The sequence below is a fragment of the Nocardia yamanashiensis NBRC 100130 genome, assembly GCF_001613325.1.
Lineage (GTDB): Bacteria > Actinomycetota > Actinomycetes > Mycobacteriales > Mycobacteriaceae > Nocardia > Nocardia yamanashiensis.
In genome coordinates, this window is sequence record NZ_BDCD01000014.1 from 353,765 (window position 1) to 378,551 (window position 24,787).

Genomic DNA, 24,787 nt, shown 5'->3' on the forward strand with positions numbered 1-24,787 from the left:
CCATGTCATGAATCATCCCTGGAAGTTTGCCGAATCGCCCGGCGGGGTGGCGTATTCGCGTCCCACTACTTTTCGGGTGTGTCGTCTTCGGCCAGGATCCGGTAGAGCGCCCGGCGCGCCTCGGTGAGCACCTCGGCGGCCTTCTCGGCCTGTTCCTTGTTGCCGACGGCGGCGACCTGAGCGGCCGCGCCCATCAGCTGGCCGATCAGACCGCGCAGGTCGAGCGCCTGATCGCCGACGCCGTCCTTGACGTCCTGCCAGGGATCGCCGAGTTCGGTGCGGTTCTCCTCGAGGTAGGTGGTGCCCGCCTCGGTGAGCTTGGCGGTCTTGCGACCGGCCACCTTCTCGATGATGACCAGGCCCTCGTCCTCGAGCTGGGACAGCGCGGGGTAGATGGACCCAGGGCTGGGCCGCCAGACGTCCTGGCTGCGCTCGCGAATCTGCTGGATCAGTTCGTAGCCGTGCATGGGGCGTTCCTGCAGGAGCAGCAGGATCGCCGCGCGCACATCGCCACGCCGGCCGCGGCCACCGCGACCGCGTCCCCGGCCGAACGGCTGGCCCGGGCCGCCGAATCCGCCGGGACCGAAACCGGGTCCGAAGTCCGGACCGAAGCCACGGCCGTGACCGTGACGGCCGTGTTCGCGCGGACCCTGCGGTCCACGGCCACGGCGGAAGCGCGGATGTTCGGGGCCCTGCGACTCTTCGGCACGCGGTCGCCGCCAGGGGCCGCGGCCCCGTTCGATGTTGTCCATGTGTTCCATGGTGATGCCTCCTTCGAAGGCTCGTCGTTGCATTTGCTGCTATCGACGATATATCGGCAATCTATCCATGACAAGAGTGAACTGGGACACGAACCGATCAGTCGGGACTGTTAGTTGGGCAAGCCGCGCGCGAACAGCAGGTCACGCAGGGCATTGGGGCGGTCGACCGTTTCCAGGGGCTCGACCAGGGCGAACTCGCAGCCGAGCGCAGTCGCGCCGCCATCGGCCTCCATGCTGTCGCCGACCATGAGCGCTTTCGCGGGCGCGATGCCGAGCTTGTCGAGCGCGGCCTGGAAGATGCGCGGGTCCGGTTTCATCGCACCGACTTCGAAGGACAGTGCGAAGTAGTCGACATAGCGGTCCCACCCGCGGCTGGCGAAGGCCGGGCGCAGATCGAAGGCGATATTGCTGACCACCGCGACCGCGCGGCCGCCCTCGTGCAGGGCGCGCAGTACATCGCCGGTGTCGGGGTAGGGCGTCCAGGCCAGCGGATCGAGCAGGCGCTCGTAGAGTTGCCGCGCCGCGGTGGCGGGGACGCCGGAGCGCTCGAGCACCTGCAGGTACGCGGTGCGATGCAGTTCGGGGCTGAGATCCCTGCGCTCCCAAGCGTATTGGCCGTCCGCGTCGAGCTGGACCAACTGCCCGACCGGAGCGGTCATGGCCTGCATGATCTCGGTGACCTCGTGGGTGTCCAGGGGCCGGCCGTCGTTGTCGGTGAGCGCGGCATTGTGGAATTCCGCTTCCTCCAAGCGGAACAACGTGCCGGAGTAGTCGAAGAGCACCGCCTCGATCGCCATACCGGCCACCCTACACAGCGGCCGTCCGGCGATCCGGTGAAATAACCGGCACTCCTCAACTTGTCTGAGGAGTTTGCTACGGTGGAGCGATGACGAACTCCCCCGTGCTCCAGGTCGGCTCGGTCACCGTCGTGCGCGACGGAAAGCCCATCCTGCAGGATGTTTCACTGCGGGTGTACCCGGGCGAGCACTGGGCGCTGCTGGGCCCGAACGGGGCGGGCAAGACCACACTGCTGCGCATGCTGGGCGCGTTCGAGCATCCGACCAGCGGCAGTGTCGAGGTGCTCGGCAAGCGGCTGGGGCGGGTCGATATGCGGGAGTTGCGCACGGCCATCGGGCATGTGGATCCGCGGCACGCGCCGCGCAGTCCGCTCACCGTGCACGAGGTGGTGCTGACCGGGCTGACGAATACCGCCGAGCTGGTGCCGCGCTGGGAGCCGAGCGCCGCGCAATTGGCCGAGGCGGATCGGCTCATCGAGCTGCTGGGGCTGGCGCATCGGCGAAACGCGCAGTGGCCCATCCTTTCCCAGGGGCAGCGCGGGCGGGCGCTGATCGCGCGGGCGCTCATGCCGAGCCCGCGGTTGCTGCTGCTCGACGAGCCCGCGACGGGGCTGGATCTGGCCGGGCGCGAACAGTTGCTGGAGCGGGTGGACCGGTTGCAGCACGCGCATCCGGAATTGGCGTCGGTGCTGGTGACGCATCATCTGGAGGAGCTGCCGCCGGGGACCACGCACGCGCTGCTGCTGCGCGAGGGGCAGGCGGTGGTTTCCGGGCCGGTGCAGGAGGTGGTGACCACCGAGCACATCAGCGCCACCTTCGATCATCCGGTGCGGATCACCCGGACGGACGGGCGCTGGAGCGCGAATGCCGCACGGGCCGTGCAGCTCTGAGGTTCAGGCCAGGGTGTCGATCCAGGCTTCGAGGCGGCGGCCTTCGGCGGCCATCATGTCCGGATCGCGAAAGGTGTTGGTGAGCAGGGAGATTCCCTGATACGACGCCACCAGCGCGACCGCCAGTTCGCGGGCGTCCGCGCGGCCCATGGCGGCGAACTGGGTCTGCACCCAATCGACCAGGCCGCGCATCACGATGGCCAGTTCCTGTTCCAGGCCGTCGTCGCGCTTGTCCAGTTCGGTGGCCAAAGTCCCCGAGGGGCAGCCGAATTGGGCGGCTTGATCGCGCTGATCGACCCAGCCGCGCACCAGCGCCTTGAGCCGCTCCGCCGGTGAGTCCACCCGTTCGAGGGTGGCGATGATCTCTTCCAGGGTGCGCGCGTGCGCGCCGATGGCGGCCTGGATCAGCTGGTCCTTGGTCTTGAAGTAGTAGTAGACATTGCCGACCGGCACGTCCGCCACGCGGGCGATATCGGCGATGGTCGTCTTCTCCACTCCCCGTTCGTAGAACACCTGGGCGGCGGCCGCGGCCAGGCGCTCGCGTTTACCAGCTTTCGGGGTCGCCACGCCAGAGCCTGAGTTAGTCATACGACTCACTATAGACAATGCCCGGTCGAGGGCTCTATGGTTCTTCTTAGTCAGCCAACTAACTCAGGAGTGGGACAGATGATCGTGGTAACGGGTGCGACCGGCAATATCGGCAGCGCGCTGGTGCGGGACCTCGCCGCGGCGGGTGAGAAGGTGGTCGCGGTGTCGCGGGGCGAGAAGCCGGTGGATCTGCCCGCGGGCGTGGAACATCGCCGGGGTGATATCGGCGATCTGGACAGCCTCGGTGCGGCGGTGACGGGAGCGGAGGCGCTCTTCCTGCTGATCACCGGACCGCAACTGGTGACCGGTCCCGCCCCGGCGGAGTTGCTGGAAACCGTTGCGCAGGCAGGGATTCGGCGTGTGGTGTTCGTTTCCTCGCAGGGCGCGGTGACCCGGGCCGGCAGCGACGGGTACGCCCGCACCCTGGAGTTCGAAAAGGCCCTGGCGGCTTCGGATCTGGAATGGACCGTGGTGCGGCCGGGCGGCTTCTTCTCCAATTCCTTCGCCTGGATCGAACCCGTCCGGGCCGAGCGCACGATCGCCGCACCGTTCGGTGACACCGGCCTGCCGCTCGTCGATCCCGCCGATATCGCCGCCGTCGCCGCGGCCGCTCTGCGCGAGGACGGGCACGACGAACAGGTCTACACCCTCACCGGTCCCGCCGTGATCACCCCGCGCGAACAGGCGGCCGCACTGGAAGCCGCACTCGGCGAACCGCTCCGCTTCCTCGACCTGACCCGCGAACAGGCGCGCGGCAACATGCTGCGCTTCATGCCCGAGTCGGTCGCGGACCACACCCTCGACATCCTCGGCACGCCCACCACTGAAGAGCAGCAGGTCAGCGGCGACATCGAACGGGTACTGGGACGACCGGCGACCAGCTACGCCGAATGGGCGCAGCGCGTCATCGGTGCTTTCCGCTGAGTTCCGCACAGCGGCCCACACTGGCGGACGATCGCCCCGGAATCGTCAGCCGATGTCGATGGGGTCGATCTGCACTCGCAGGGGGGCGTCGGAGCGGTGGGTGCTGCGGACCGCTTGGGCGGCGGTGAGGGCGCGGGAGAGGGCGGCGCCCTCGGACTTGTCCACGCGCAGGATCATGCGCTCCACCTCGGCGGGGGAATCGCCGGAGGAGAAGGGTTTTCGAGCGCCGGGGGGCAGGGGTACGGGGCCGAGGACTTCCACGAAGTCGGGAAGCTTTGCCTCGCCGAGCAATTCGGCGATGGATTCGGTGGTGCCGTCGATGGCGGCGAAACGCACCGCGGGCGGGAAGCGCACCTCGGTTCGCCCCTCCAGTTCGAATCGCGCGTGTCCCACCGGATCCCATCGCACCAGGGCCTGTACCGTCGCCAGGCCGGCATCGGCCATGACGAAGACGCGGCCCTTGGGGCGCACCAGGGCGGCGGCCGACATCCAGCGGCGCAGGGCGTCCTCGGCGGCGCGCAGGTCGGCGCGGCCGAGCAGGGCCCAGCCGTCCAGCAGCAGGGCCACCGAGTAGCCGCCCGCCACCGGGGGTTCCGCGCCGATGGTCGCCACCACGACCTGCGGGCCGGGCGGCACGGTGTCCAGGATCGCGGACCCGCCCGAGCCGCGCACCGGTACGCCGGGGAATGCCCGGCCCAGTTCTTCGGCCGTGCGGGCCGCGCCGATCACGACGGCCCGCAGGGCTCGGGAACCGCAGTGCCCGCACCGGAAGGCCGCCTCGGTGATGCCGCACCAGCGGCATTGGGGGCTGTGCGCGACATCCCCGGCGCCCCGGCCCACGCCGGCGGCAACTCCCATGGACCTGCGCTGCGCCGCCTCGGCACGGGCCGGGACCGCGGGTTCGGGCGCGACGCCGACGGTGCCGTCCAGCGCCGGGGCGGCCGGGTCCGCATTGCCGCGCCTGCCTGCCTCTTCGAAGCCGCGCCGGACGGCCTCCGCCGCGCCCCGGGTGGGGGCACGGCGACCGGATGATCTACCGCCGGCGGCCTGAGTCGTGTTGTCCGGCAAGGCCAGTGGGCCGTTGCAGTGCCGGCAGCGGGCGGGCGTCCGGCATTTGGAGCACGCGAGTGCGGGGATGTATCCGCGCCGCGGCACCTGCACCAGCACCGGCAGCCCTTCGTTCAGCGCCTGCCGGGCCGCCAGGAAGGCCGCGCCCGGAATCCGGATCGCCTTGGCGATCGGGTCGCGTTCCAAGGCCGCGTCGCTGTCGCCGGGCGCGGTGATCCGCGGCGTGGCGGCGCGCAACTCGGCACGGTCGGCCAGCAGGTCGTGCGCCCAACCGGATTCGACGATCGCCTGCACTTCCGCCGTGCGCGCGAACCCGGCCGCGACGAACGCCGCCCCCGTCTCGTGCGCCCGCAGCATGGCGACCTCGCGCGCATGCGGATACGGCGCGCGCGGTTCGGCGAACGTGTCGTCCCCGTCGTCCCAGATGACGATGAGCCCGAGCTGTTGCGCGGGCGCGAACACCGCGCTGCGCGTCCCCACCACCACCCGAGCCGTCCCCCGCAACACCGACAACCACCGCCGATACCGCGCCGAAGGCCCCAGCCCGGCGGCCAGCCCCACCGCCGACTCCCCCACCAGCGCAACACATTCCGTCAGCACCCGATCCAGATCCCGCTGATCCGGCACCGTGATCACCACACTGCGCCCGCTCCGCACCGTCACCGCCGCCAGCTCCGCCAGCCGCCGCGCCCAATCCTCCCCCGGCAACGCCTGCCAAGCCGCCCGCGGCCCCCGCCCCCGCTCCAGCGCCTCCAGGAACGAATGCCCGTGCTGATACCGTCCCCACGCGGGATACAGCTCGGAAACAGGCTGCGCGGCAACGGCATCACGCACGCCGGCCGACTCGTCCACCGAAGATTCGCCCTGACCGTCCTCTGTCGACCCGCCGGATGCCACCGGTCCCGACGTCGCCACCGGCGCAGGGGACGCGTCGCGCTCGGCGTCCGAGCCGGGCTGCAACGCGGTGGCGGGTGCGACGGCTGTCGATGAATCCTGCTCGCCGTCAACGATTTCAGGCCCTGGCGTCGACTCCTGAGATTCGAGCGGCGACCGAACCTCTGCCGTGCTGGGGCTCGCGGCGGGTACCAGTGCCTCGTCCGGCACGGTGGCTCCGGTGGCCGCATGCTCAGCTCCGGCGCCGGCGTCCCTGCTCTCGGACGAATCGATCGAGGCGAGGTCGACCGGCGCTGCCCGTAGCCGCGAATCCTGGTCGGGCGCGGCCGGATCGGGGGAATCGGAATCGATCCGCGCGAGCGTGTCGGGCGTGGAGGCGCGCTTCTTGGCGGCGCGGGTGCGCTTCGCGGGTTTGGGGGGCTGGTCGATGCCTTCAGCTTCGACTTTGGCGTGGCGTGGGGGGATGGCCAGGCGGAGGACGTCGGCCCGGGTGCCGGCGTAACGGGCGGCCACCGCGGTGACGAGGCGGAGGATCTCCGGGGTGAGGACGCGTTCGGCGGAGACCACGCGGTCGAGGCGGATGAGTTTGCCGGTGTGGGGGGACTTTTCGAGGCGTTCGAGGAGGTAGCCGTCCACCAAGCGGCCGGAGAAGCGGACTCGGACGCGGACGCCGGGCTGGGCGATCTCGTCGAACTCGGCGGGGACCAGGTAGTCGAAATCCCGGTCCAGGTGGGCGGGTTCGAGCAATGGCAGCACCCGGGCGATGGGGCGCGCCGGGTGGGGGGTGACCGTACCGACGACGGCGGGAGCGGAGTCCCAGAGGGTTTCCGCTCCCGCCGTCGAGGATTCGGTGTGGGTCAATTACAGCCCGGCGGCCGCACGCAGCTTGTCCGCGCGGTCGGTGCGCTCCCAGGGCAGATCGACGTCGGTGCGGCCGAAGTGGCCGTACGCGGCGGTCGGGGCGTAGATGGGACGCAGCAGATCCAGATCGCGGATGATGGCGCCGGGACGCAGGTCGAAGACCTCGGCGATGGCGGCGGAGATCTTGGCCGGGTCGATCTGCTCGGTGCCGAAGGTCTCGACGAACAGGCCGACCGGAGCCGCCTTGCCGATGGCGTAGGCGACCTGGACCTCGGTGCGCTCGGCCAGGCCGGCGGCGACGACGTTCTTGGCGACCCAGCGCATGGCGTAGGCGGCCGAGCGGTCCACCTTCGACGGATCCTTGCCGGAGAAGGCGCCGCCGCCGTGGCGGGCCATGCCGCCGTAGGTGTCGACGATGATCTTGCGGCCGGTCAGGCCGGCGTCACCCATCGGGCCACCGAGCACGAACTTGCCGGTCGGGTTGACCAGCAGGCGCACGTTCGAGGTGTCGAGGGGATTGGGGAGCTTCAGCTCGGCCAGCACCGAGTCGACGACCTTCTCGCGGATGTCCGGGGTGAGCAGGTTGTCGAGATCGATATCGGCGGCGTGCTGGGTCGAGATGACCACGGTGTCGAGCCGCTTCGGGATCGAGCCGTCGTATTCGATGGTGACCTGGGTCTTGCCGTCCGGGCGCAGGTACGGCAGCACACCGGACTTGCGGACCTCGGTCAGGCGGCGAGACAGCTTGTGCGCCAAGGAGATCGGCAGCGGCATCAGCTCGGGGGTCTCGACGGTGGCGTAACCGAACATCAGGCCCTGGTCACCGGCGCCCTGACGCGCGATGTCGTCGTCCTCGCCGCCCACGCGGGCCTCGTGCGAATGATCGACGCCCTGGGCGATATCCGGCGACTGCGCGCCGATGGCCACGTTCACGCCGCAGGACGCGCCGTCGAAACCCTTTGCCGAGGAGTCGTATCCGATCTCCAGGACCTTCTCGCGAACGATGGTCGGGATGTCGGCGTAGGCCGAAGTGGTGACCTCGCCGGCCACGTGCACCTGGCCGGTGGTCACCAGCGTCTCCACGGCGACACGGCTGCGCGGATCGGCCGCGAGCAACGCGTCGAGGATGGAATCGCTGATGGCATCACAGATTTTGTCCGGATGACCCTCGGTCACGGACTCACTGGTGAATAGGCGGCTGCCAGACGTGCGCACAGTTGTTCCCTCTCCCTCAACGGGTTTCTCGTATCGGCCTGCGACAGTAGCGCCTCGGCGCGACCGCACAACCCTTTGTCTCAGACTATTCCAATATGTTCGTCACAGGGGCGAGCCGCCCACCGTGCCGAACAGATTGTGACTCAGACAGTTGCCGGGATGGTTTTCCCGGCGTGTCCGAACCCTGCGATGCCGAGGCTTCAGCGGAGCAAGGGACCGAGTGCATCGAGCACTCGACTGGCCAGCAATGCCTTGGAACCGTGGTCCAGGGCGATCTCGGTGCCGTCGGCGCCGAGCAGCCAGCCATCATTGGTGTCGACTTCGAAGGCTTTGCCTTCGCCGACGGCATTGACCACCAACAGGTCGCAGCCTTTGCGGGCCAGTTTGGCCCGGGCGTGGGTGAGCACGTCCGCGTGCTCGTCCCCGGTCTCGGCGGCGAAGCCGACGATCGCGGTGCCCGGTAGCTGCCCGTCGCGACGGGCTTGCACCAGACCGGCCAGAATGTCCGGAGTCTTGGTGAGTGCGATCGAATCCGGTTCTCCCGCACCCTTTTTGATTTTAGCCGCGGCCACGTTCACCGGGCGGAAATCGGCCACCGCCGCGGCCATGATGACCGCGTCCGCGCCCAGGGCGTGCTTGTCGACCGCGACCTTGAGCTGTTCGGCGGTGGTCACATTGACCACCTCGACGGCCGCGGGCGGTTCCAGTCCGGCGGTATTGCCCGCGATCAGCGTCACCGTGGCGCCGCGCTGGGCGGCCAGGCGGGCGAGCGCGTAGCCCTGTTTGCCGGAGCTGCGATTGCCCAGGAAGCGCACGGGGTCGAGGAGTTCGCGGGTGCCGCCGGCCGAGACCACGATGCGGCGGCCCTCGAGGTCGCGCGGCAGCGCGTCGGCGCGTTCCAGCAGCAGGCGGGCCAGACCGAAGATCTCCTCCGGCTCGGGCAGGCGGCCCGGTCCGGTGTCGGTACCGGTCAGTCGTCCCGATGCGGGTTCCATCACGACCGCGCCGTGTGCCCGCAGCGTCGCGACATTCGCCCGGGTGGCCGGATGCTCCCACATCTCGGTGTGCATGGCCGGGGCGAACAGCACGGGACATCGCGCGGTCAGCAAGGTAGCGGTCAGCAGATCGTCGGCGCGGCCCTGCGCGGCGCGGGCCATGAGGTCCGCGGTGGCGGGCGCGATGACGACCAGATCGGCCTCCTGGCCGAGGCGCACATGCGGCACCTCCGGCACATCGGCGAACACGCCGGTGTGCACGGGATGCCCCGAAAGCGCTTCGAAGGTGGCCTTGCCGACGAAATTCAACGCCGACTCGGTGGGAATGACACGAACCTCGTGCCCGGTTTCGGTAAACCGGCGCACGAGGTTGCAGCTCTTGTAAGCGGCGATTCCGCCGCCGACTCCGACGACGATCCGGGTCACCGCGGAACTACTCGCCTTCGGAGTGCTCGAGCAGGTCGGCGTGGATCTCGCGCATGGCCACCGACAGCGGCTTCTCCTGCAGACCCGGCTCGACCAGCGGACCGACGTATTCGAGAATCCCGTCGCCGAGCTGGTTGTAGTAATCGTTGATCTGCCGGGCCCGCTTGGCCGCGTAGATGACCAGCGCGTACTTGGACGAAGTCCGCTCCAGCAGTTCGTCGATCGGCGGGTTGGTGAGGCCGACCGGAGTGTCGTAGGCGGGCGCGGTCTTGATGTCCGTACTCACTAGGAAGGCTCCTGCGGGGTTGTTCGGAATGGGATGCGGGTCAAGAACCCGAATTCGAGCTAACGAACAACGATACCAACTGCTCGCAGGCGCTGGTCACCTCGTCGTTCACGATGACGATGTCGAACTCGTCACAAGCTGCCAATTCGGTGCGAGCGGTCTGCAGTCGACGCTCGATGACCTCGGGCGATTCGGTCCCGCGTGCGGTCAGGCGGGACACCAGCTCATCCCAGCTGGGCGGGGCCAGGAAGACCAGCAGGCCCTCCGGCATGGCTTTGCGGATCGAGCGCGCGCCTTCCAGATCCACCTCGATCAAGACCGGGTGTCCGGACGCGAGCGCTTCCCGCACAGGTGCGGCCGGGGTGCCCGACCGCTGTAGTCCACCGTGGATATCGGCCCACTCGAGCAATTCGTCCGCCTCGATCATGGCGTCGAATTGCTCCCGGGTGACGAAGCGGTAGTCCCGTCCGTCGACCTCCCCGGGCCGGGGAGCCCGGGTGGTGGCCGACACACTGAATACCAATTCGGGCAGTCGTTCGCGCACGCAGCGCACGACGGTGGACTTACCGACGGCCGAGGGGCCGACCAGGACTACCAGTCGACCCTTCCGAGTGTGTTCGACCACCCTCGGATTATTCGGCGCTGAAGTCGAACCGGGCCAGCAGCGCCTTACGCTGCCGGTCACCCAGTCCGCGCAGGCGGCGAGTGGGAGCGATCTCCAGTTCGCTCATGATTTCGGCCGCCTTGACCTTGCCCACCTTCGGCAGAGCCTCGAGCAGAGCCGACACCTTCATCTTGCCGAGAACTTCGTCCTTCTCGGCATCGGCAAGGACCGTCTTCAGATCGGTACCGCCACGCTTCAAGCGCTCCTTGAGCTCCGCCCGAGCGCGGCGAGCGGCAGCCGCCTTCTCCAAAGCAGCGGCGCGCTGCTCGTCAGTCAGCTGGGGAAGGGCCACGGTTCCTCCGTCTCATCGTTCATTGCTTGATCTACCTCCGGTAACCCGGTGGTCTCAGCGACCGTACCCACGACGCTTGTCGATTGCGAACCCACCCCCCAGGTCAGCGCGTGATTCCGGGCACGACCCGGCCGAACGGGCAACCTGGTGGGCCACCTCCGACCGGCTGCGCCGATCCTACTCCGGGGGCCGCGAATAGCCTTGCGGCCAGGGGTTTTTCACGTTCGAACCCAGGTTCGAAGAGGTGCGGATCGGCCGGTGCGGAAACCGTGACCGAGCTGTAATCACGCGACCTGGATTTTTCTTGGATTCATCGGCGTGTCGCGCAAAAACGACCCCGCGTGTCGCGCATCACAGCGGGCGACCGGCGAGTACCGAAACGGTCGTACGGCTAGCCCCTGGACCACACGAAATGCCGCCTGGAAGGCTCCTGGAGCGACGAAAACACACGCGTGTAGTTCCCTGGACGAAACCGGACCCCACCGGCCGGAAATCGGCGCTGAGCGGGCCCGGCGGCCGGAATCGGCGCGGCCCGGATTTCGCGCAGAGCGAACAGTCCGTCAGTCGTCGTAGTGGCAGAACTCGATCAGGGTGCCCTCGGGGGCGCGCAGGTGCGCCACGCGCATGCCCCAGGCGGGCTGATCTGCGGGTTCGCTCACCAATTCGGCCCCGCGGGCGACGGCGGTCTGCGCGGCGGCGTCCACATCGGCGACCCGCAGCACGATCACCACGCCGTCGACGCCGTCGCGCTCACGGTGCGGGGCGCCGATGGCGGCGTCCTGGTAGGCGCGGGTGAACAGCGCGAGGTCGTTGCCCTGGATCGCGAAGCACGCGTAGGGACCGTCTTCGGCGCGCGGGGCATCGGCCGGGTCGTCCTTGAGCGACAGGCCGAGCACATCGCGGTAGAAGCGGAAGCTGGTGGCGAAATCGTCCACCAGAACACGAGTTTGGCCGTACGAGAGCAGGCCGAGTTCGTTGTCGGACATCGGGTCACACCTTTCACCGGGGTTCGGTGTGCAGCGTAATCAGCCGCATGGTGAGACCCGCTGCCGTGTAGCGGGTTCCGGACCGGTCAGGCGGCCGGCCAGAGGTCCTTCAGGCGCGGGGCGAGTTCGTGGCCCTGGCGCACGCCGGCTTCATAGGCGGGCAGCAGCTGGGCCGGGTCGAACACGTTGGGGCCGATGGCGTCCGCCTCGGGTGCGATGGAAAACACTGTGCCGCTGCCGAGTTCGGTGTCCTTGGGGGCGCGCGGGAACAGGTGCGCCAGGGGTTCGACGATCACGATGACCTCCGCGCCGGCGGCCAGGTCGGCGTTGATCGGCGAGCGCAGGCCGCCGTCCATGTAGTGGTGGCCGTCGATCGGGATGGGTGGGAAGACGCCCGGCGCGCAGGTGCTGGCGGCGATGGCGCGCTCGAGGGGAATGCCGTCGGCCTTGGTGGCGGCGCGGAATTTGCCCTCGGTCACGTCGATCACGGTGACGACGAGGTCCTTGTCCGGCCATTCGGTGGTGCCGATCAGCCCGGCCATCCGGGCGACGTGCTCCTCCGGATCGCCCAGGCCCATTTCCAGGGCGCGCGCACCGGCTCGCCGCCAGGCTTCCGACGCGCCGATTCCGGGCGTCATGAGAATCCCGAGCACCTCGGAGAACGCGGCCATACTGAAGTTGATCTTCGGGCTGTCCGCCGACGGCGGTTGCAGCACCCGGCCGATATCGCCGCCGTCGGCGAGAATCGCCCCGATGATCGACCCCGCGGAGGTGCCGACGATCCGGTCCGCCGCGGCCAGGTCGATCCCCGCCTCCCGCAGCGCGCCGACCAGCCCGGCCATCCAGCTCAGGCCGACCGCGCCACCCCCTCCGAGAACCAGTGCGTGACGGATTCCATTGGGCGGCAGCGCGGTAGACATATCACCACTGTATCGGAGCCGTACGAACCCGACGCCGCCCCCGCGAGATTCATCGGCGGGGCGGGCATTTCGCGCGGGCCCGGCCACACGCCGCCCGGGAACGGGAACCGCCCCGGCCGCACTGAGCGTCCGAGGCGGTTCCACTGTGCGCGGCGGCGTTGCCGCGCGATCGTTTGCGGTGGCGGGCGGCCGTATTCGATACCGCCGACACCGATTCAGCCCTGCAGGAAGGCGAATTCGGCGGCCAGTTCGGCCACCTTCTCCTGGAGGGCGGTGACCGACGGTCCGGCCTTGAGCACCTCGCGGGAGACGTTCGGCAGCACCGCGCCGAGATCGCTCGCGGGGACGAGCTTGCGGATGTCGTCCGCTCCCCCGCCCTGTGCGCCGACACCCGGCATCAGGATCGGGCCGTTGAGGGCGGACAGGTCCGGGGCCTCGGTGAGGGTCGCGCCGACCACCACGCCGACGGAACCGAATTCGGCTCCGGCGTTGGCGGCCGCGGCGTCGTCCACCATGCGCTGGGCGATGCTGCGGCCGTCGGGGCCGGTGATGCGTTGCAGTTCCGCCGCTTCCGGATTGGAGGTGGCGGCGAGGACGAACACGCCACGGCCATTGGCCTTCGCGAGGTTCAGCGCCGGTGCGAGGGAACCGAATCCGAGGTACGGCGACACCGTCACCGCGTCGGAGCCGAGCGGGCCGTCACCGAGCCAGGCGTGGGCGTAGGCGTCCATGGTGGAGCCGATATCGCCGCGCTTGGCGTCGGCGAGCACCAGGGTGCCCGCCTCCCGCAGTTCGCCGATGGCCTCCTCCAGGACCATGAGCCCGCCGGAGCCGTAGGTCTCGAAGAACGCGACCTGCGGCTTGACCAGGGCGACGCGGCCGGCGAAGGCTTCGACGCAGGCGTCGGCGAATGCCTTGAGCCCGGTCACGTCCTCGGACAGTCCCCAGGCCCGCAGCAGCGGCGGATGCGGGTCGATGCCCACGCACAGCGGACCGTGCGCACGCATCGCTTCCCGCAGCCGCACACCGAAACTCGTCATGCTCAGCCTCGCAGGGTGGCGTGGAGTTCCTGCAGGGACCGCACGCCGATGCCGCCGTTGATGGTGGCCTCGATGCCCTGCACCGCCGCCGCCGCACCCTGCACGGTGGTGATGCACGGGATGTTCGCGCCCACCGCGGCGGTGCGGATCTCGTAACCGTCCACGCGCGGGCCGTTATTGCCGTACGGGGTGTTGAACACGATGTCGACGTCGCCGTCCTTGATCATGTCCACGATGCTCGGCTGATCCGCCGTGGCCCCGTCCTCGGAGTGCTTGCGCACCCGCTCGCACGGAATGCCGTTGCGGCGCAGCATCTCCGCCGTGCCGTCGGTGGCCAGGATGCGGAAGCCCAAGTCGTGCAGGCGCTTGACCGGGAACACCATGGCGCGCTTGTCGCGGTTGGCGATCGAGACGAAGGCGGTGCCCTCGGTCGGCAGCGAACCGTAGGCGGCGGCCTGGCTCTTGGCGAAGGCGGTGCCGAAATCGGCGTCGATGCCCATGACCTCGCCGGTGGACTTCATCTCCGGCGACAGCAGCGAGTCGATGCCGCTGCCGTCCGGGCGGCGGAAGCGGTGGAAGGGCAGCACCGCCTCCTTGACCGCGACCGGCGCGTCGAACGGGGCGTAGCCGCCGTCGCCCTCGGCCAAAAGCAGGCCCTCCTTGCGGAGTTCGGCGATGGTGGCGCCGAGTGCGATGCGCGCGGCGGCCTTGGCGAGGGAGACCGCGGTGGCCTTGGACACGAACGGCACGGTGCGGCTGGCGCGCGGGTTGGCCTCGAGGACGTAGAGCACGTCGTCCTTGAGCGCGTACTGCACGTTCAGCAGCCCCTTGACGCCGATGCCCTTGGCGAGCGCGGCGGTGGAGCGGCGCACGGCCTCGATATCGCTGCGGCCCAGAGTGATCGGGGGCAGGGCGCACGCCGAGTCGCCGGAGTGGATACCGGCTTCCTCGATGTGTTCCATGACGCCGCCCAGGTACACCTCTTCGCCGTCGCAGAGCGCGTCGACGTCGATCTCGATGGCGTCTTCCAGGAACCGGTCCACCAGCACCGGATGGTCCGGGGTGATCTCGGTGGCGCGGGAGATGTAGTCCTCGAGGGACTGCTCGTCGTAGACGATCTCCATGCCGCGCCCGCCGAGCACGTAGGAAGGACGCACCAGGACCGGGTAGCCGATCTCGTTGGCGATCTTCTTGGCCTGCGGGAAGGTGGTGGCGGTGCCGTACTTGGGGGCCGGAAGACCCGCCGCGACCAGCACATCGCCGAATTCGCCGCGATCCTCGGCCAGGTCGATGGCCGCCGCCGAGGTGCCGACCACCGGCACGCCCGCATCGGTCAGGCGCTGCGCCAAACCGAGCGGGGTCTGGCCGCCGAGCTGGCAGATGACGCCCGCGACGGTGCCGGACTCGGTTTCGGCGTGGTACACCTCGAGCACGTCCTCGAAGGTGAGCGGCTCGAAGTAGAGGCGATCGGCGGTGTCGTAGTCGGTCGACACGGTCTCCGGATTGCAGTTGACCATGATGGTCTCGAACCCGGCGGCCGAAAGCGTCTGCGCCGCATGCACACACGAGTAGTCGAACTCGATGCCCTGGCCGATGCGGTTCGGGCCGGAGCCCAGGATGATGACCTTCTCGCGCTCGCGCTGCGGCGCCACTTCGGATTCCGCGGCGGGATCAAGCTCGTAGGCCGAGTAGTGGTACGGGGTCTTGGCCTCGAATTCGGCGGCGCAGGTGTCGACGGTCTTGAACACCGGGCGGATGCCGAGCCGGTGGCGCAGCTCCCGCACGCCGCCCTCGCCCGCGAGTTCCGGTCGCAGCGAAGCGATCTGGCGATCGGAGAGGCCGTAGTGCTTGGCGGTGCGCAGCAGCGTCTCGTCCAGCACCGGCGCGTCGATGATCTCCTGACGCAGCTCCACCAGGGCGGCGACCTCGGCCACGAACCACGGGTCGATGCCCGAGGCGGCGGCGGTGTCCTCGATGCTCGCGCCCAGGCGCAGCGCCCGCTCCACCTGGTAGATGCGGCCTTCGGTGGGCACCTTCAGATCGTCCAGGACGGCCTGCACGTCGGTCCACTCGCCGTCGGGCAGCGTCCAGAAGCCCGTCGCCTTGGTCTCGAGCGAGCGCAGCACCTTGCCGAGCGCCTCGGAGAAGTTGCGGCCCATGGACATCGCCTCGCCGACCGACTTCATGGTGGTGGTCAGCGTGGTGTCTGCGCCCGGGAACTTCTCGAACGCGAAGCGCGGGGCCTTGACCACGACGTAGTCGAGGGTGGGCTCGAAGCAGGCCGGGGTCTCGCCGGTGATGTCGTTGACGATCTCGTCGAGGGTGTAGCCGATGGCCAGCTTGGCGGCGATCTTGGCGATCGGGAAACCCGTTGCCTTGGAGGCCAATGCCGAGGACCGCGACACGCGCGGGTTCATCTCGATGACGATCAGGCGACCGTCCTTCGGGTCCACCGCGAACTGGATATTGCAGCCGCCGGTGTCGACGCCGACCTCGCGCAGGATGGCGATGCCGAGATCGCGCATCTTCTGGTATTCGCGATCGGTGAGGGTCATGGCCGGGGCGACGGTGACCGAGTCACCGGTGTGCACGCCCATCGGGTCCACGTTCTCGATCGAGCAGACGATGACGACATTGTCCTTGCCGTCGCGCATGAGCTCGAGCTCGAATTCCTTCCAGCCCAGGATGGATTCCTCGATGAGCACGTTCGCGGTCGGCGAGGCCGCGAGGCCGCCGCCGGCGATGCGATCGAGATCCTCGTGGTTGTAGGCCATGCCCGAGCCCAGGCCGCCCATGGTGAACGAGGGCCGCACGACGACCGGGAAGCCCAGTTCCGCAACGGTTTCCCGAACTTCGGCCATGGTGTAGCAGACCTTGGAGCGCGCGCTCTCGCCGCCGACCTTGGCGACGATGTCCTTGAACTTCTGCCGGTCCTCACCGCGCTGGATGGCCTCGAAGTCGGCGCCGATCAGCTCGACGTTGTACTTCTCCAGCACACCGTTCTCGTGCAGCGCGACAGCGGTATTGAGCGCGGTCTGACCGCCCAGGGTCGCCAGGATGGCGTCCGGGCGCTCCTTGGCGATGACCTTCTCCACGAACTCCGGGGTGATGGGCTCGACATAGGTCGAGTCCGCGAACTCCGGGTCGGTCATGATGGTGGCCGGGTTGGAGTTGACCAGCGATACGCGCAGGCCCTCCGACCGCAGGACGCGACACGCCTGGGTTCCCGAATAGTCGAACTCACAAGCCTGGCCGATGACGATCGGGCCCGAGCCGATCACCAGGATGTGATTGAGGTCGGTACGGCGTGGCATCAGGCTCCTTCCATCAGCATGGCAAAGCGATCGAACAGGTACGCGGCGTCGTGGGGGCCGGCCGCGGCCTCGGGGTGGTACTGCACGGAGAAGGCGCGGCCGTTCACCAGCTGCACGCCCTCGACGACACCGTCGTTGGCGCAGACATGGCTGACCTCGGCCTTGCCGAAGGGGGTGTCGAACACCTCGCCGCGCTCACCCTCGAGGGCGAAGCCGTGGTTCTGCGCGGTGATGGAGATGCGGCCCGAATGATGTTCGATGACCGGCACATTGATGCCGCGGTGGCCGAACTTCATCTTGTAGGTGCCGCGCCCGAGCGCCCGGCCCAGGATCTGGTTGCCGAAGCAGATGCCGAACAGCGGCAGGTTCTCGCCCAGGATGCCCTGGGTCAGAGCCACCTGCGCGTCGGCGGTGGCCGGGTCGCCCGGGCCGTTGGACAGGAACACGCCGTTGGGGTTCAGTTCCTTGATCTGGTCCAGGGTCACATTGGAGGGCACCACGTGCACCCGCATGCCGCGCTGGGCGAACATGCGCGGGGTGTTGGACTTGATGCCCAGGTCCACCGCGACGACCGTGAAGCGGTGCTCGCCAACAGGTTCGATGGTGTACATCTCGTCCGTGGAGACCTCACCCGCGAGGTCCGCGCCCAGCATGGAGGGCTGGCCGGTGACCCGGCCCAGCAGCTCCTCGTAGTCGGCGAGGGCCTCGCCGGAGAAGATGCCCGCCTTCATGGAGCCGTAGTTGCGCAGGTGCCGCACCAGCGCGCGGGTGTCGATGCCCGCGATGCCGACGACGCTCTGGTTCTCCAGCTCGTCCTGCAGGCTGCGGTTGGCGCGCCAGTTGGACACGCGGCGCGAGGGGTCGCGCACGGCGTATCCGGCGACCCAGATCTTCGAGGATTCGTCGTCCTCGTCGTTCCAGCCGGTATTGCCGATCTGCGGGGCCGTGGCCACCACGATCTGCCGGTCGTAACTCGGATCGGTGAGGGTTTCCTGGTAGCCGGTCATGGCCGTGCAGAAAACCGCTTCACCCAATGTCTGTCCGACGGCGCCGAAGGTCGAACCGCGGAAAACCCGGCCGTCCTCGAGCACCATCACTGCGGTATCGCCGCTCATGCCTCTGCCTCGTCTCCCGTCATCGCACCCGTCCAGGCCGGGTACACCGTCTTGTCGTCTCCGCGGAAACCGGTATCCACCTCGGTTCCCGTCGGCAATTTCCAGCGAATGACCAGCACACCGTCTGCCGTCATCACCTTGCCCGCATGTCCGCGCTCGGCGCGGACCGCCGTAATGGATTCCTCCGGAATCCAGATCGGCCCCGTCCCGTCCCGCTCGAGCAGAATGCCGCGCTCGAAGCGGGTGAGTTCCGCTGTGGCCCGGAAACCCAGGTCGCCCACCGTGATTCGCTGAATCCAGCTGGGGGCCAGGGTGCTGCCGAGATACATCCCGGTGGTCGGCTCCAGCAGCTGCGCCCCGCAGTCGCCGGGCACCGCGGGCAGTTCACCGATCGCGGAAGCCTGGCGTCGGGCGCGTCCGGTCCAGGCCCGGTACATGCCCCAGATGCTCAGCGCGAACAGCGCGAACATCCCGACCACCCACAGCGTGCGCTCCATTACGGACCTCCTCGGTTCCCCACCCGCCGGTCTCCACCGGCGAAGACCTCGTCGCCACCGCGCGGCGCGGCGGCCACCCCGTCCCGGGCGGTGATCCGGCCGCGCAGGAAGGTGGCGGTCACCTTCGCGGGCAGGGTCATCGACTGGTAGGGGGTGTTGGTGGAGATCGAGGCCAATTCCTTGGCCTCGACCGTCCACTCGGCATTCGGATCGATCAGGGTCAGGTTGGCGGGTTCGCCCACAGCCAGCGGGCGGCCCTGATCGTCGAGTCCGACGATGCGCGCCGGGTTCTCGCTCATCACCCGGGCGACGCCGCGCCAGTCGAGCAGACCGGGATTGACCATGGTCTGCACGATGATCGAGAGCGCGGTCTCCAGGCCCAGCATGCCGGGGCGAGCGGCCGCGAACTCGCAGCACTTGTCCTGTTCGGCGTGCGGGGCGTGATCGGTGGCGACGCAGTCGATGACGCCCTCGGCCAGGGCCTGGCGCAGGGCGGCCACGTCGGAGGATTCGCGCAGCGGCGGGTTGACGCGGTTGACCGCGTCGTAGGTCTCCAGGCGCGAATCATCCAGGAGCAGGTGGTGCGGGGTCACCTCGGCGGTGATCGAAATCCCCTGGGACTTGGCCCATTTCAGGAGTTCGACGGTGCCGGCGGTGGAGGCGTGGCAGATGTGCACGCGCGCCCCCGCGTCGCGCGCCAGCAGGGCGTCGCGGGCCACGATGGATTCCTCGGCGGCGCGCGGCCAGCCGGCCAGGCCCAGGCGGGCGGCGTTCGGACCCTCGTGCGCCACCGCGCCCTTGGTGAGGCGCGGTTCCTCGGCGTGCTGGGCGATGAGCACGCCCAGGGTGTTCGCGTATTCGAGGGCGCGGCGCATGATCAGCGGGTCGTAGACGCACATGCCGTCGTCGGAGAACATGCGCACATTGCCGACACCCGCCGCCATGGTGCCCATTTCGGCGAGCTGCTTGCCCTCGAGGCCCACGGTGACCGCACCGACCGGGTACACGTCGACCAGGCCGACCTCCTGGCCGCGCCGCCACACGTGATCGGTGACGACCACCGAGTCGGCGACCGGGTTGGTGTTGGCCATGGCGAATACACCGGTGTAGCCGCCGAGAGCGGCTGCGGCGGAACCGGATTCGATGGTCTCGGTGTCCTCACGGCCCGGCTCGCGCAGGTGCGTGTGCAGGTCGATGAAGCCCGGCAGCAGCACCTGGCCGGTGGCGTCGATGACCTCCGCATCGGTCGCGGCGATCCCGCTGCCGATCTCGCGGATCTCGCCGTCGGCCAGCAGCACGTCGACCGGGTCGCCCTCGCCGTACAGAAGGACGTTCTGGATCAGGATCTTGCTCATGCTGTCTCCTCTCGGCGTGCCCGGGGGCCCTCCGTGGTTACGCAGGCTGCCGTCTGCGGGCCTGACCCGGTCACGCCACCACCTCGTCGGTTCCGGCCAGCAGGCGGAAGAGCACCGCCATGCGCATGTGGACGCCATTGTTGACCTGTTGCAGCACAGCGGCTTTGGGCGAATCGGCGACCGCCGGGGCGATCTCCATGCCGCGCAGCATGGGGCCGGGGTGCAGCACCACCGCGTGCTCGTCGAGCATCTTCAGGCGACGCTCGTTCAGGCCGTAGTTGATCGAGTACTCGCGCGCCGACGGGAAGAAGCCGCCGTTCATGCGCTCGGCCTGCACGCGCAGCATCATGACCGCGTCGGCGCCCGGGAGTTCGGCGTCGAGGGAGTTCGAGACCCGCACCGGCCAGGCTTCGACGCCGACCGGCAGTAGCGTGCGCGGGGCGACCAGCACTACTTCCGCACCAAGGGTGCTGAGCAGGAAGGCATTCGAGCGCGCGACGCGGCTGTGCAGGATGTCGCCGACCAGTACGACGCGCTTGCCGTCCAGGTCGCCGAGGCGCTGGCGCAGGGTCAGCGCGTCCAGGAGCGCCTGGGTCGGGTGCTCGTGCATGCCGTCACCGGCATTGATGATGGCCGGGCCGGGGCCCGCGTAACCGCTTGCGCCGTCGTTCATCTCGTGGAACCAGCGCGCGATCTGGTGCGCCGCGCCGGAAGCCGGGTGCCGCACGATGAGCGCGTCCGCGCCGGCCGCGTGCAGGGTGAGCGCGGTATCGCGCAGCGACTCGCCCTTGGAGACGGAGGAACTCGACGCGCTCACATTGATGACGTCGGCGCTCATCCACTTACCGGCGACCTCGAAGGAGACCCGGGTGCGGGTGGAGTTCTCGAAGAACACCGTCATGACGGTGCGCCCGCGCAGCGTCGGCAGCTTCTTGACCTCGCGGCCGAGCAGCGCCTGCTCGAACCGTTCGGCGTCGTCCAGCAAACCGGTGGCAGTGTCGCGGTCCAGATCGGTGACCGACAGCAGATGCCTCACAGTTCGCCCTCCTGACGCAGATACACACCATCACGACCGTCGTGCTCGCGCAGCAGCACCGAGATGTCCTCGGTGCGCGAGGTGGGCACGTTCTTTCCGACATAGTCCGCGCGGATCGGCAGTTCCCGATGCCCGCGGTCGATGAGCACCGCGAGCTGCACGGCGCGGGGCCGTCCCAGGTCGCGCAGCCCGTCGAGGGCGGAGCGGACCGTGCGGCCGGAGAAAAGCACATCGTCGACCAGCACCACCAGCGCGTCCTCGATCCCGCCCTCGGGCACCGAAGTGCGCTCGAGCGGGCGATGCGGCTTGCTGCGCAGGTCATCGCGGTAAAGAGTGATGTCGAGGGAACCGACGGCGGGGCGCACCCCGGCGAATTCCTCGATCTTGAGCGCCAATCGATTGGCGAGAGTCGTTCCACGCGTGGGGATTCCGACCAGGACAACGCGCGGCACAGCCGGATCCGAGGAATCGAGAGCGGTCTTCTCGATGATCTGGTGGGCCATCCGGGCGATGGTGCGGCCGACATCCGGGTCCGACAACAGTTCGCGTCCGGACAGGACCCGCTCGGGATCGTGCCGCTGCGAATGCTCGGCAGCGCTCGACTTGGCGGCCCGGTCTTCGGGCACGGCCATGCCGACCTCCTTCCCCGCCTCACTGGACGGTCCGTTAAAGGATGTCTTTCGAGTGGTCACCCTAGCAGCGCCGCCACACCGCCCCGCCGCCGCACCCCCTCCGCAACCGGCCCGCCGCCGCGCCCGCCCCCCCACCGCGACCAGCAGGAATCCGCCCTACCGGCGGTAACCGGCTACCTGGCAGCTATGCGAAGGGGCCAGGGCTGTGGCCAGGTTCACGCCCGCAGCCACCGCAACACCCGACACCGGCTAGCACGACACCCGCTCTCGACGTGACAGCGTCGCCGCGTAGAGCCGGCCGCAGGACGAGGGAGGGGCGGGCGGACAGCGCGACCGCCTACGGGCCGGCGGTCACCGGCCAGGCAGGATCCGGCAGTCGGGCAACCGCGACCATGAGCGGGCCGGCGGTCACTGGCCGTTCGGGGTCCGGCGGTCGAAGACCAGGGGCCGGGCGATCTTGAGGGCGGTGGCGACCGCGCCGAGCAGGACCGCGTCGTCGCCCAGGTGGCTGGCGGCGACGGTCGGGCGGAGCGGCGTAGTGCGTTGCAGGGTCGCGCGGACTTGGTCGAGGAGGAGGTCGGCGCTGCGGCCGACGCCGCCGCCGACGATGATCAGGTCCGGATCGAGGACGGCGGTCACCGCGGCGACGACCAAGGCGATCCGTTCGCCTTCCGCGCGGACCACTTCCGTCGCGATCGGATCGCCGCGGCGGGCCGCATCGAAGACGGCCTTCGCAGTGAGGCGGCCGGTCATGCCGCGCTCGCGCGCGGCCCGGACCACGGCGTCGGCGGAGACGGCTTCCTCGAGCGCGCCGCGCCGCGGCGCGACCGCATCGGTGTCGCCGAAAGCGGCGGGGAGGAAGCCGACTTCGCCCGCCGCGCCGTGGGCGCCGGTGAAAAGCTCTCCGCGCGAGACGATTCCGACGCCGAGACCGGTACCGATGAGGACGTAGACGAACAGGCGGCTGCCCTGGCCGCCGCCGAAGGCGTACTCCCCCAGGGCCGCCAGGTTGGCGTCGTTGTGGATGGAGAGGTCGGGGCCGCCGAGGCGGTCGCGGATCTCGTCGAGCACCCCGGCGCGGCCCCAGCCGGGGAGATTGACGGCGTAGTGGACGCGGCCGTCCTGCGGATCGAAGACGCCAGGGCTGCCCAGGGCGGCGTGCACGACGCGGTCGACGGGAATGCCCGCGTCGCCGAGGGTTGCGCGGGCGGCCTCGACGGCGACCTGGGCCAGGGCTGTGGCATTGCGGGCGCGATTGGGAACGTCTGTGCGGGACAGCACTTTTCCCGACATGTCGGCGACCGCGGCACGCAGGCGCGCCCGGCCCACATCGATGCCGAGCACATAGCCGGCGGTGGGATCGGGTTCGTAGAGCACGGCGGTGCGCCCGCGTTCCGGTGCGACGGTACCCATCTCCCGGACCAGGCCGTGTTCTTCCAATGCCGCCAGTGCACTGGACACGGTCGGCTTGGACAGGCCGGTGTCGCGCGCGAGTTGCGCACGGGATGCCGGTCCGCCCGCGCGCAGCTGTTCGAGCAGCAGCCATTCATTGTTGCTGCGCAAACGCTGCCTGTTCCAAGGCACTTCGTCCACGACCCTCCGATCCCGTTCCGCCGTCGAGCCGACTGTAAACAATCGGCCCGACCCCTTGACTGGAATAGTAAAGGAATTTAACTTTACAAAACCCATACGCCCTCCCCCATTGCGCCACCGGAGGAAGCCATGACCGGCCCCAGCACGCTCCCCAGGAAGATCGGCCTGTTCCAGGCCACCACCATCAATATGAGTCAGATGGTCGGCATCGGGCCGTTCGTCACGATTCCCCTCATGGTCGCCGCGTTCGGCGGACCGCACGCCGTGCTCGGCTTCGTCGCCGGCGCCATCCTCGCCCTGGCCGACGGGCTCATCTGGGCCGAACTCGGGGCCGCCATGCCCGGGGCGGGCGGCACCTACGTGTACCTGCGCGAGGCGTTCCAGTACCGCAGCGGACGGCTCATGCCGTTCCTTTTCGTCTGGACCGCAATACTTTTCATTCCGCTGATCATGTCGACCGGAGTGCAGGGCCTGGTGCAGTACCTGACCTATCTGTGGCCGTCCATGACCACCGGGCAGGGCGATATCGTCGGGCTCGCGGTGGTGGCGCTGGTGGTGCTGCTGTTGTGGCGCAAGGTCGAGAGCATCGGGCGGATCACCGTCGTGATGTGGGCGGTCATGATCATTTCGGTAGCGGCGGTCATCCTGGCGGCCTTCACCCACTTCGACGCGAGCATGGCCTTCGACTGGCCCGCGAACGCCATCGATCTGGGCAGCAATACCTTCTGGCTGGGCTTCGCCTCCGGGCTGACCATCGGCATCTACGACTACCTCGGATACAACACCTCCGCGTATCTCGGTGCGGAACTGAAGGATCCGGGCCGGGTGCTGCCCCGCTCCATCGTGACGGCGATCGTCGCGGTCATGGGCATCTACCTGTGCATGCAGATCGGCGTGCTGGGCGTGATCGACTGGCACGACCTCCTCGACCCGGGCAATGTGGCCTCGCAGTCGGTGGCCTCGGCGGTGCTCGAGACGACCATCGGCAAGGGAGCCGCGCAGGTCGTCACCGTGCTGATCCTGGTGACCGCGTTCGCCTCGGTGTTCGCCGGACTGCTGGGCGGTTCGCGGGTGCCGTTCGACGCGGCGCGCGACGGGGTGTTCTTCCGGTCCTTCGGGCGGCTGCATCCCAAGCACGAGTTCCCGGTGCTCGGGCTGATCGTGATGGGCGTGGTGACCGCGGCCGGGTTCGTCTTCGCCCGGCACATCGGCACCTCGGCCACCCATCCGCCGCTGGCGGTGCTCATCTCGCTGCTGACCACGGTCATGGTGATCGTGCAGGCCTTCGCGCAGATCGCGGCGCTGGTGGTGCTGCGGCGGCGGCAGCCGAACCTGGCGCGGCCGTACAAGATGCTGCTGTATCCGCTGCCCGCGGTGGTGGCGGCCATCGGCTGGGCGGTCATCTACGGGTACGCGGACAAGGCGAATCCCGGTGTGCACCCGATCGAATGGTCCCTGGCATGGGTCGGCATCGGCCTGGTGTCCTTCCTGGTCTGGGCGCGGGTGGAGAAGACCTGGCCGTTCGGCCCCAAGGAGATTCACGAGCGGTTCGCCGAACCCGAACCCGCGCCGACCGCCTGAGCGACCGCCTCGGCAAACAGTCAGCAAACAGAGGGTTATGATCCAGTCCGATTGCTT

Annotated in this window: 22 protein-coding genes; 3 read left to right on the forward strand and 19 right to left on the reverse strand. The window is 69.1% G+C overall.

The window, feature by feature from the left end; genetic code table 11:
- Positions 1–65: 65 nt before the first annotated feature.
- Both NY1_RS16310 and NY1_RS16315 read right to left on the reverse strand, forming a co-directional pair.
- Complete coding sequence (locus tag NY1_RS16310; protein WP_067713662.1) at positions 66–752, reverse strand: PadR family transcriptional regulator; 687 nt, start codon at positions 750–752, stop codon at positions 66–68.
- 119 nt (positions 753–871) lie between these two features.
- Complete coding sequence (locus NY1_RS16315; RefSeq protein ID WP_067713327.1) at positions 872–1,558, reverse strand: HAD family hydrolase; 687 nt, start codon at positions 1,556–1,558, stop codon at positions 872–874.
- Between the two features lie 89 nt (positions 1,559–1,647).
- Here NY1_RS16315 and NY1_RS16320 point away from each other — a divergent pair, with 89 nt between their 5' ends.
- On the forward strand, positions 1,648–2,448 hold the full coding sequence (locus NY1_RS16320; RefSeq protein WP_067713330.1) for an ABC transporter ATP-binding protein: 801 nt from the start codon (positions 1,648–1,650) through the stop codon (positions 2,446–2,448).
- A gap of 3 nt (positions 2,449–2,451) precedes the next feature.
- Here the strand turns inward: NY1_RS16320 and NY1_RS16325 are convergent, their stop codons facing one another.
- Entirely contained in the window at positions 2,452–3,036 is a 585-nt protein-coding gene (locus tag NY1_RS16325; RefSeq protein WP_067713333.1) for a TetR/AcrR family transcriptional regulator, read from the reverse strand.
- A gap of 78 nt (positions 3,037–3,114) precedes the next feature.
- On the opposite strand from NY1_RS16325, the gene NY1_RS16330 reads away from it, so the two are divergent.
- Positions 3,115–3,960 carry an SDR family oxidoreductase gene (locus NY1_RS16330; RefSeq protein WP_067713336.1) on the forward strand — a complete coding sequence of 282 codons (846 nt, stop codon included), beginning with the start codon at positions 3,115–3,117 and terminating at the stop codon, positions 3,958–3,960.
- Positions 3,961–4,005: 45 nt separating this feature from the next.
- Here the strand turns inward: NY1_RS16330 and NY1_RS44560 are convergent, their stop codons facing one another.
- The 16 genes from NY1_RS44560 to NY1_RS16420 form a co-directional block, all read right to left on the reverse strand.
- A complete protein-coding gene (locus tag NY1_RS44560; RefSeq protein WP_157762279.1) occupies positions 4,006–6,678 on the reverse strand; it encodes a primosomal protein N' in 2,673 nt (890 codons plus the stop codon).
- Positions 6,679–6,783: 105 nt separating this feature from the next.
- Positions 6,784–7,998 (reverse strand): methionine adenosyltransferase, encoded by a 1,215-nt coding sequence (metK, locus tag NY1_RS16350; protein ID WP_067713341.1) that lies wholly within the window; start codon positions 7,996–7,998, stop codon positions 6,784–6,786.
- Between the two features lie 200 nt (positions 7,999–8,198).
- Positions 8,199–9,419, reverse strand: coding sequence for a bifunctional phosphopantothenoylcysteine decarboxylase/phosphopantothenate--cysteine ligase CoaBC (coaBC, locus tag NY1_RS16355; RefSeq protein WP_067713344.1), 1,221 nt, complete (start codon positions 9,417–9,419; stop codon positions 8,199–8,201).
- A gap of 7 nt (positions 9,420–9,426) precedes the next feature.
- Entirely contained in the window at positions 9,427–9,705 is a 279-nt protein-coding gene (gene rpoZ / locus NY1_RS16360; protein ID WP_067713345.1) for a DNA-directed RNA polymerase subunit omega, read from the reverse strand.
- Between the two features lie 40 nt (positions 9,706–9,745).
- Positions 9,746–10,330: a guanylate kinase gene (gene gmk, locus NY1_RS16365; RefSeq protein WP_067713347.1), complete on the reverse strand. Its 585-nt coding sequence runs from the start codon at positions 10,328–10,330 to the stop codon at positions 9,746–9,748.
- A 7-nt stretch (positions 10,331–10,337) separates the two neighbouring features.
- Positions 10,338–10,661, reverse strand: a complete 324-nt coding sequence (gene mihF, locus NY1_RS16370; RefSeq protein ID WP_033086940.1) for an integration host factor, actinobacterial type — start codon at positions 10,659–10,661, stop codon at positions 10,338–10,340.
- Positions 10,662–11,221: 560 nt separating this feature from the next.
- Positions 11,222–11,647: a VOC family protein gene (locus NY1_RS16375; RefSeq protein WP_067713349.1), complete on the reverse strand. Its 426-nt coding sequence runs from the start codon at positions 11,645–11,647 to the stop codon at positions 11,222–11,224.
- 86 nt (positions 11,648–11,733) lie between these two features.
- Positions 11,734–12,567 carry a patatin-like phospholipase family protein gene (locus tag NY1_RS16380; protein WP_084535016.1) on the reverse strand — a complete coding sequence of 278 codons (834 nt, stop codon included), beginning with the start codon at positions 12,565–12,567 and terminating at the stop codon, positions 11,734–11,736.
- 215 nt (positions 12,568–12,782) lie between these two features.
- Complete coding sequence (gene pyrF / locus NY1_RS16385; protein ID WP_067713352.1) at positions 12,783–13,607, reverse strand: orotidine-5'-phosphate decarboxylase; 825 nt, start codon at positions 13,605–13,607, stop codon at positions 12,783–12,785.
- A 2-nt stretch (positions 13,608–13,609) separates the two neighbouring features.
- Positions 13,610–16,921 carry a carbamoyl-phosphate synthase large subunit gene (gene carB / locus NY1_RS16390; protein WP_067713355.1) on the reverse strand — a complete coding sequence of 1,104 codons (3,312 nt, stop codon included), beginning with the start codon at positions 16,919–16,921 and terminating at the stop codon, positions 13,610–13,612.
- Positions 16,921–18,036, reverse strand: coding sequence for a glutamine-hydrolyzing carbamoyl-phosphate synthase small subunit (gene carA / locus NY1_RS16395; protein ID WP_067713358.1), 1,116 nt, complete (start codon positions 18,034–18,036; stop codon positions 16,921–16,923). The genes carB and carA overlap by 1 nt, the downstream gene beginning before the upstream one ends.
- A complete protein-coding gene (locus NY1_RS16400) occupies positions 18,033–18,533 on the reverse strand; it encodes a PH-like domain-containing protein (protein WP_067713361.1) in 501 nt (166 codons plus the stop codon). The genes carA and NY1_RS16400 overlap by 4 nt, the downstream gene beginning before the upstream one ends.
- The gene (locus NY1_RS16405) at positions 18,533–19,888 is read right to left on the reverse strand and encodes a dihydroorotase (RefSeq protein WP_067713363.1); all 1,356 of its coding nucleotides are present in this window, start codon (positions 19,886–19,888) and stop codon (positions 18,533–18,535) included. The genes NY1_RS16400 and NY1_RS16405 overlap by 1 nt, the downstream gene beginning before the upstream one ends.
- Before the next feature lie 70 nt (positions 19,889–19,958).
- A complete protein-coding gene (locus NY1_RS16410; RefSeq protein ID WP_067713366.1) occupies positions 19,959–20,924 on the reverse strand; it encodes an aspartate carbamoyltransferase catalytic subunit in 966 nt (321 codons plus the stop codon).
- Positions 20,921–21,556, reverse strand: a complete 636-nt coding sequence (gene pyrR, locus NY1_RS16415) for a bifunctional pyr operon transcriptional regulator/uracil phosphoribosyltransferase PyrR (protein WP_084535017.1) — start codon at positions 21,554–21,556, stop codon at positions 20,921–20,923. Before pyrR ends, NY1_RS16410 begins: the two co-directional genes overlap by 4 nt.
- A gap of 408 nt (positions 21,557–21,964) precedes the next feature.
- Positions 21,965–23,149 (reverse strand): ROK family transcriptional regulator, encoded by a 1,185-nt coding sequence (locus NY1_RS16420; RefSeq protein ID WP_067713369.1) that lies wholly within the window; start codon positions 23,147–23,149, stop codon positions 21,965–21,967.
- Positions 23,150–23,278: 129 nt separating this feature from the next.
- Between NY1_RS16420 and NY1_RS16425 the strand changes: the two genes are divergently transcribed.
- Complete coding sequence (locus NY1_RS16425; RefSeq protein ID WP_067713372.1) at positions 23,279–24,730, forward strand: APC family permease; 1,452 nt, start codon at positions 23,279–23,281, stop codon at positions 24,728–24,730.
- Positions 24,731–24,787: the final 57 nt, after the last annotated feature.

Coding starts and splice junctions, on each gene's coding strand:
- NY1_RS16315 (WP_067713327.1), bottom strand. CDS start 1,558: ATGGCGATCGAGGCGGTGCTCTTCGACTACTCCGGCACGTTGTTCCGC.
- carA (WP_067713358.1), bottom strand. CDS start 18,036: ATGAGCGGCGATACCGCAGTGATGGTGCTCGAGGACGGCCGGGTTTTC.
- NY1_RS16320 (WP_067713330.1), top strand. CDS start 1,648: ATGACGAACTCCCCCGTGCTCCAGGTCGGCTCGGTCACCGTCGTGCGC.
- NY1_RS16325 (WP_067713333.1), bottom strand. CDS start 3,036: ATGACTAACTCAGGCTCTGGCGTGGCGACCCCGAAAGCTGGTAAACGC.
- NY1_RS16400 (WP_067713361.1), bottom strand. CDS start 18,533: ATGGAGCGCACGCTGTGGGTGGTCGGGATGTTCGCGCTGTTCGCGCTG.
- pyrF (WP_067713352.1), bottom strand. CDS start 13,607: ATGACGAGTTTCGGTGTGCGGCTGCGGGAAGCGATGCGTGCGCACGGT.
- NY1_RS16405 (WP_067713363.1), bottom strand. CDS start 19,888: ATGAGCAAGATCCTGATCCAGAACGTCCTTCTGTACGGCGAGGGCGAC.
- carB (WP_067713355.1), bottom strand. CDS start 16,921: ATGCCACGCCGTACCGACCTCAATCACATCCTGGTGATCGGCTCGGGC.
- NY1_RS16380 (WP_084535016.1), bottom strand. CDS start 12,567: ATGTCTACCGCGCTGCCGCCCAATGGAATCCGTCACGCACTGGTTCTC.
- pyrR (WP_084535017.1), bottom strand. CDS start 21,556: ATGGCCGTGCCCGAAGACCGGGCCGCCAAGTCGAGCGCTGCCGAGCAT.
- NY1_RS16330 (WP_067713336.1), top strand. CDS start 3,115: ATGATCGTGGTAACGGGTGCGACCGGCAATATCGGCAGCGCGCTGGTG.
- NY1_RS16375 (WP_067713349.1), bottom strand. CDS start 11,647: ATGTCCGACAACGAACTCGGCCTGCTCTCGTACGGCCAAACTCGTGTT.
- NY1_RS16310 (WP_067713662.1), bottom strand. CDS start 752: ATGGACAACATCGAACGGGGCCGCGGCCCCTGGCGGCGACCGCGTGCC.
- NY1_RS16425 (WP_067713372.1), top strand. CDS start 23,279: ATGACCGGCCCCAGCACGCTCCCCAGGAAGATCGGCCTGTTCCAGGCC.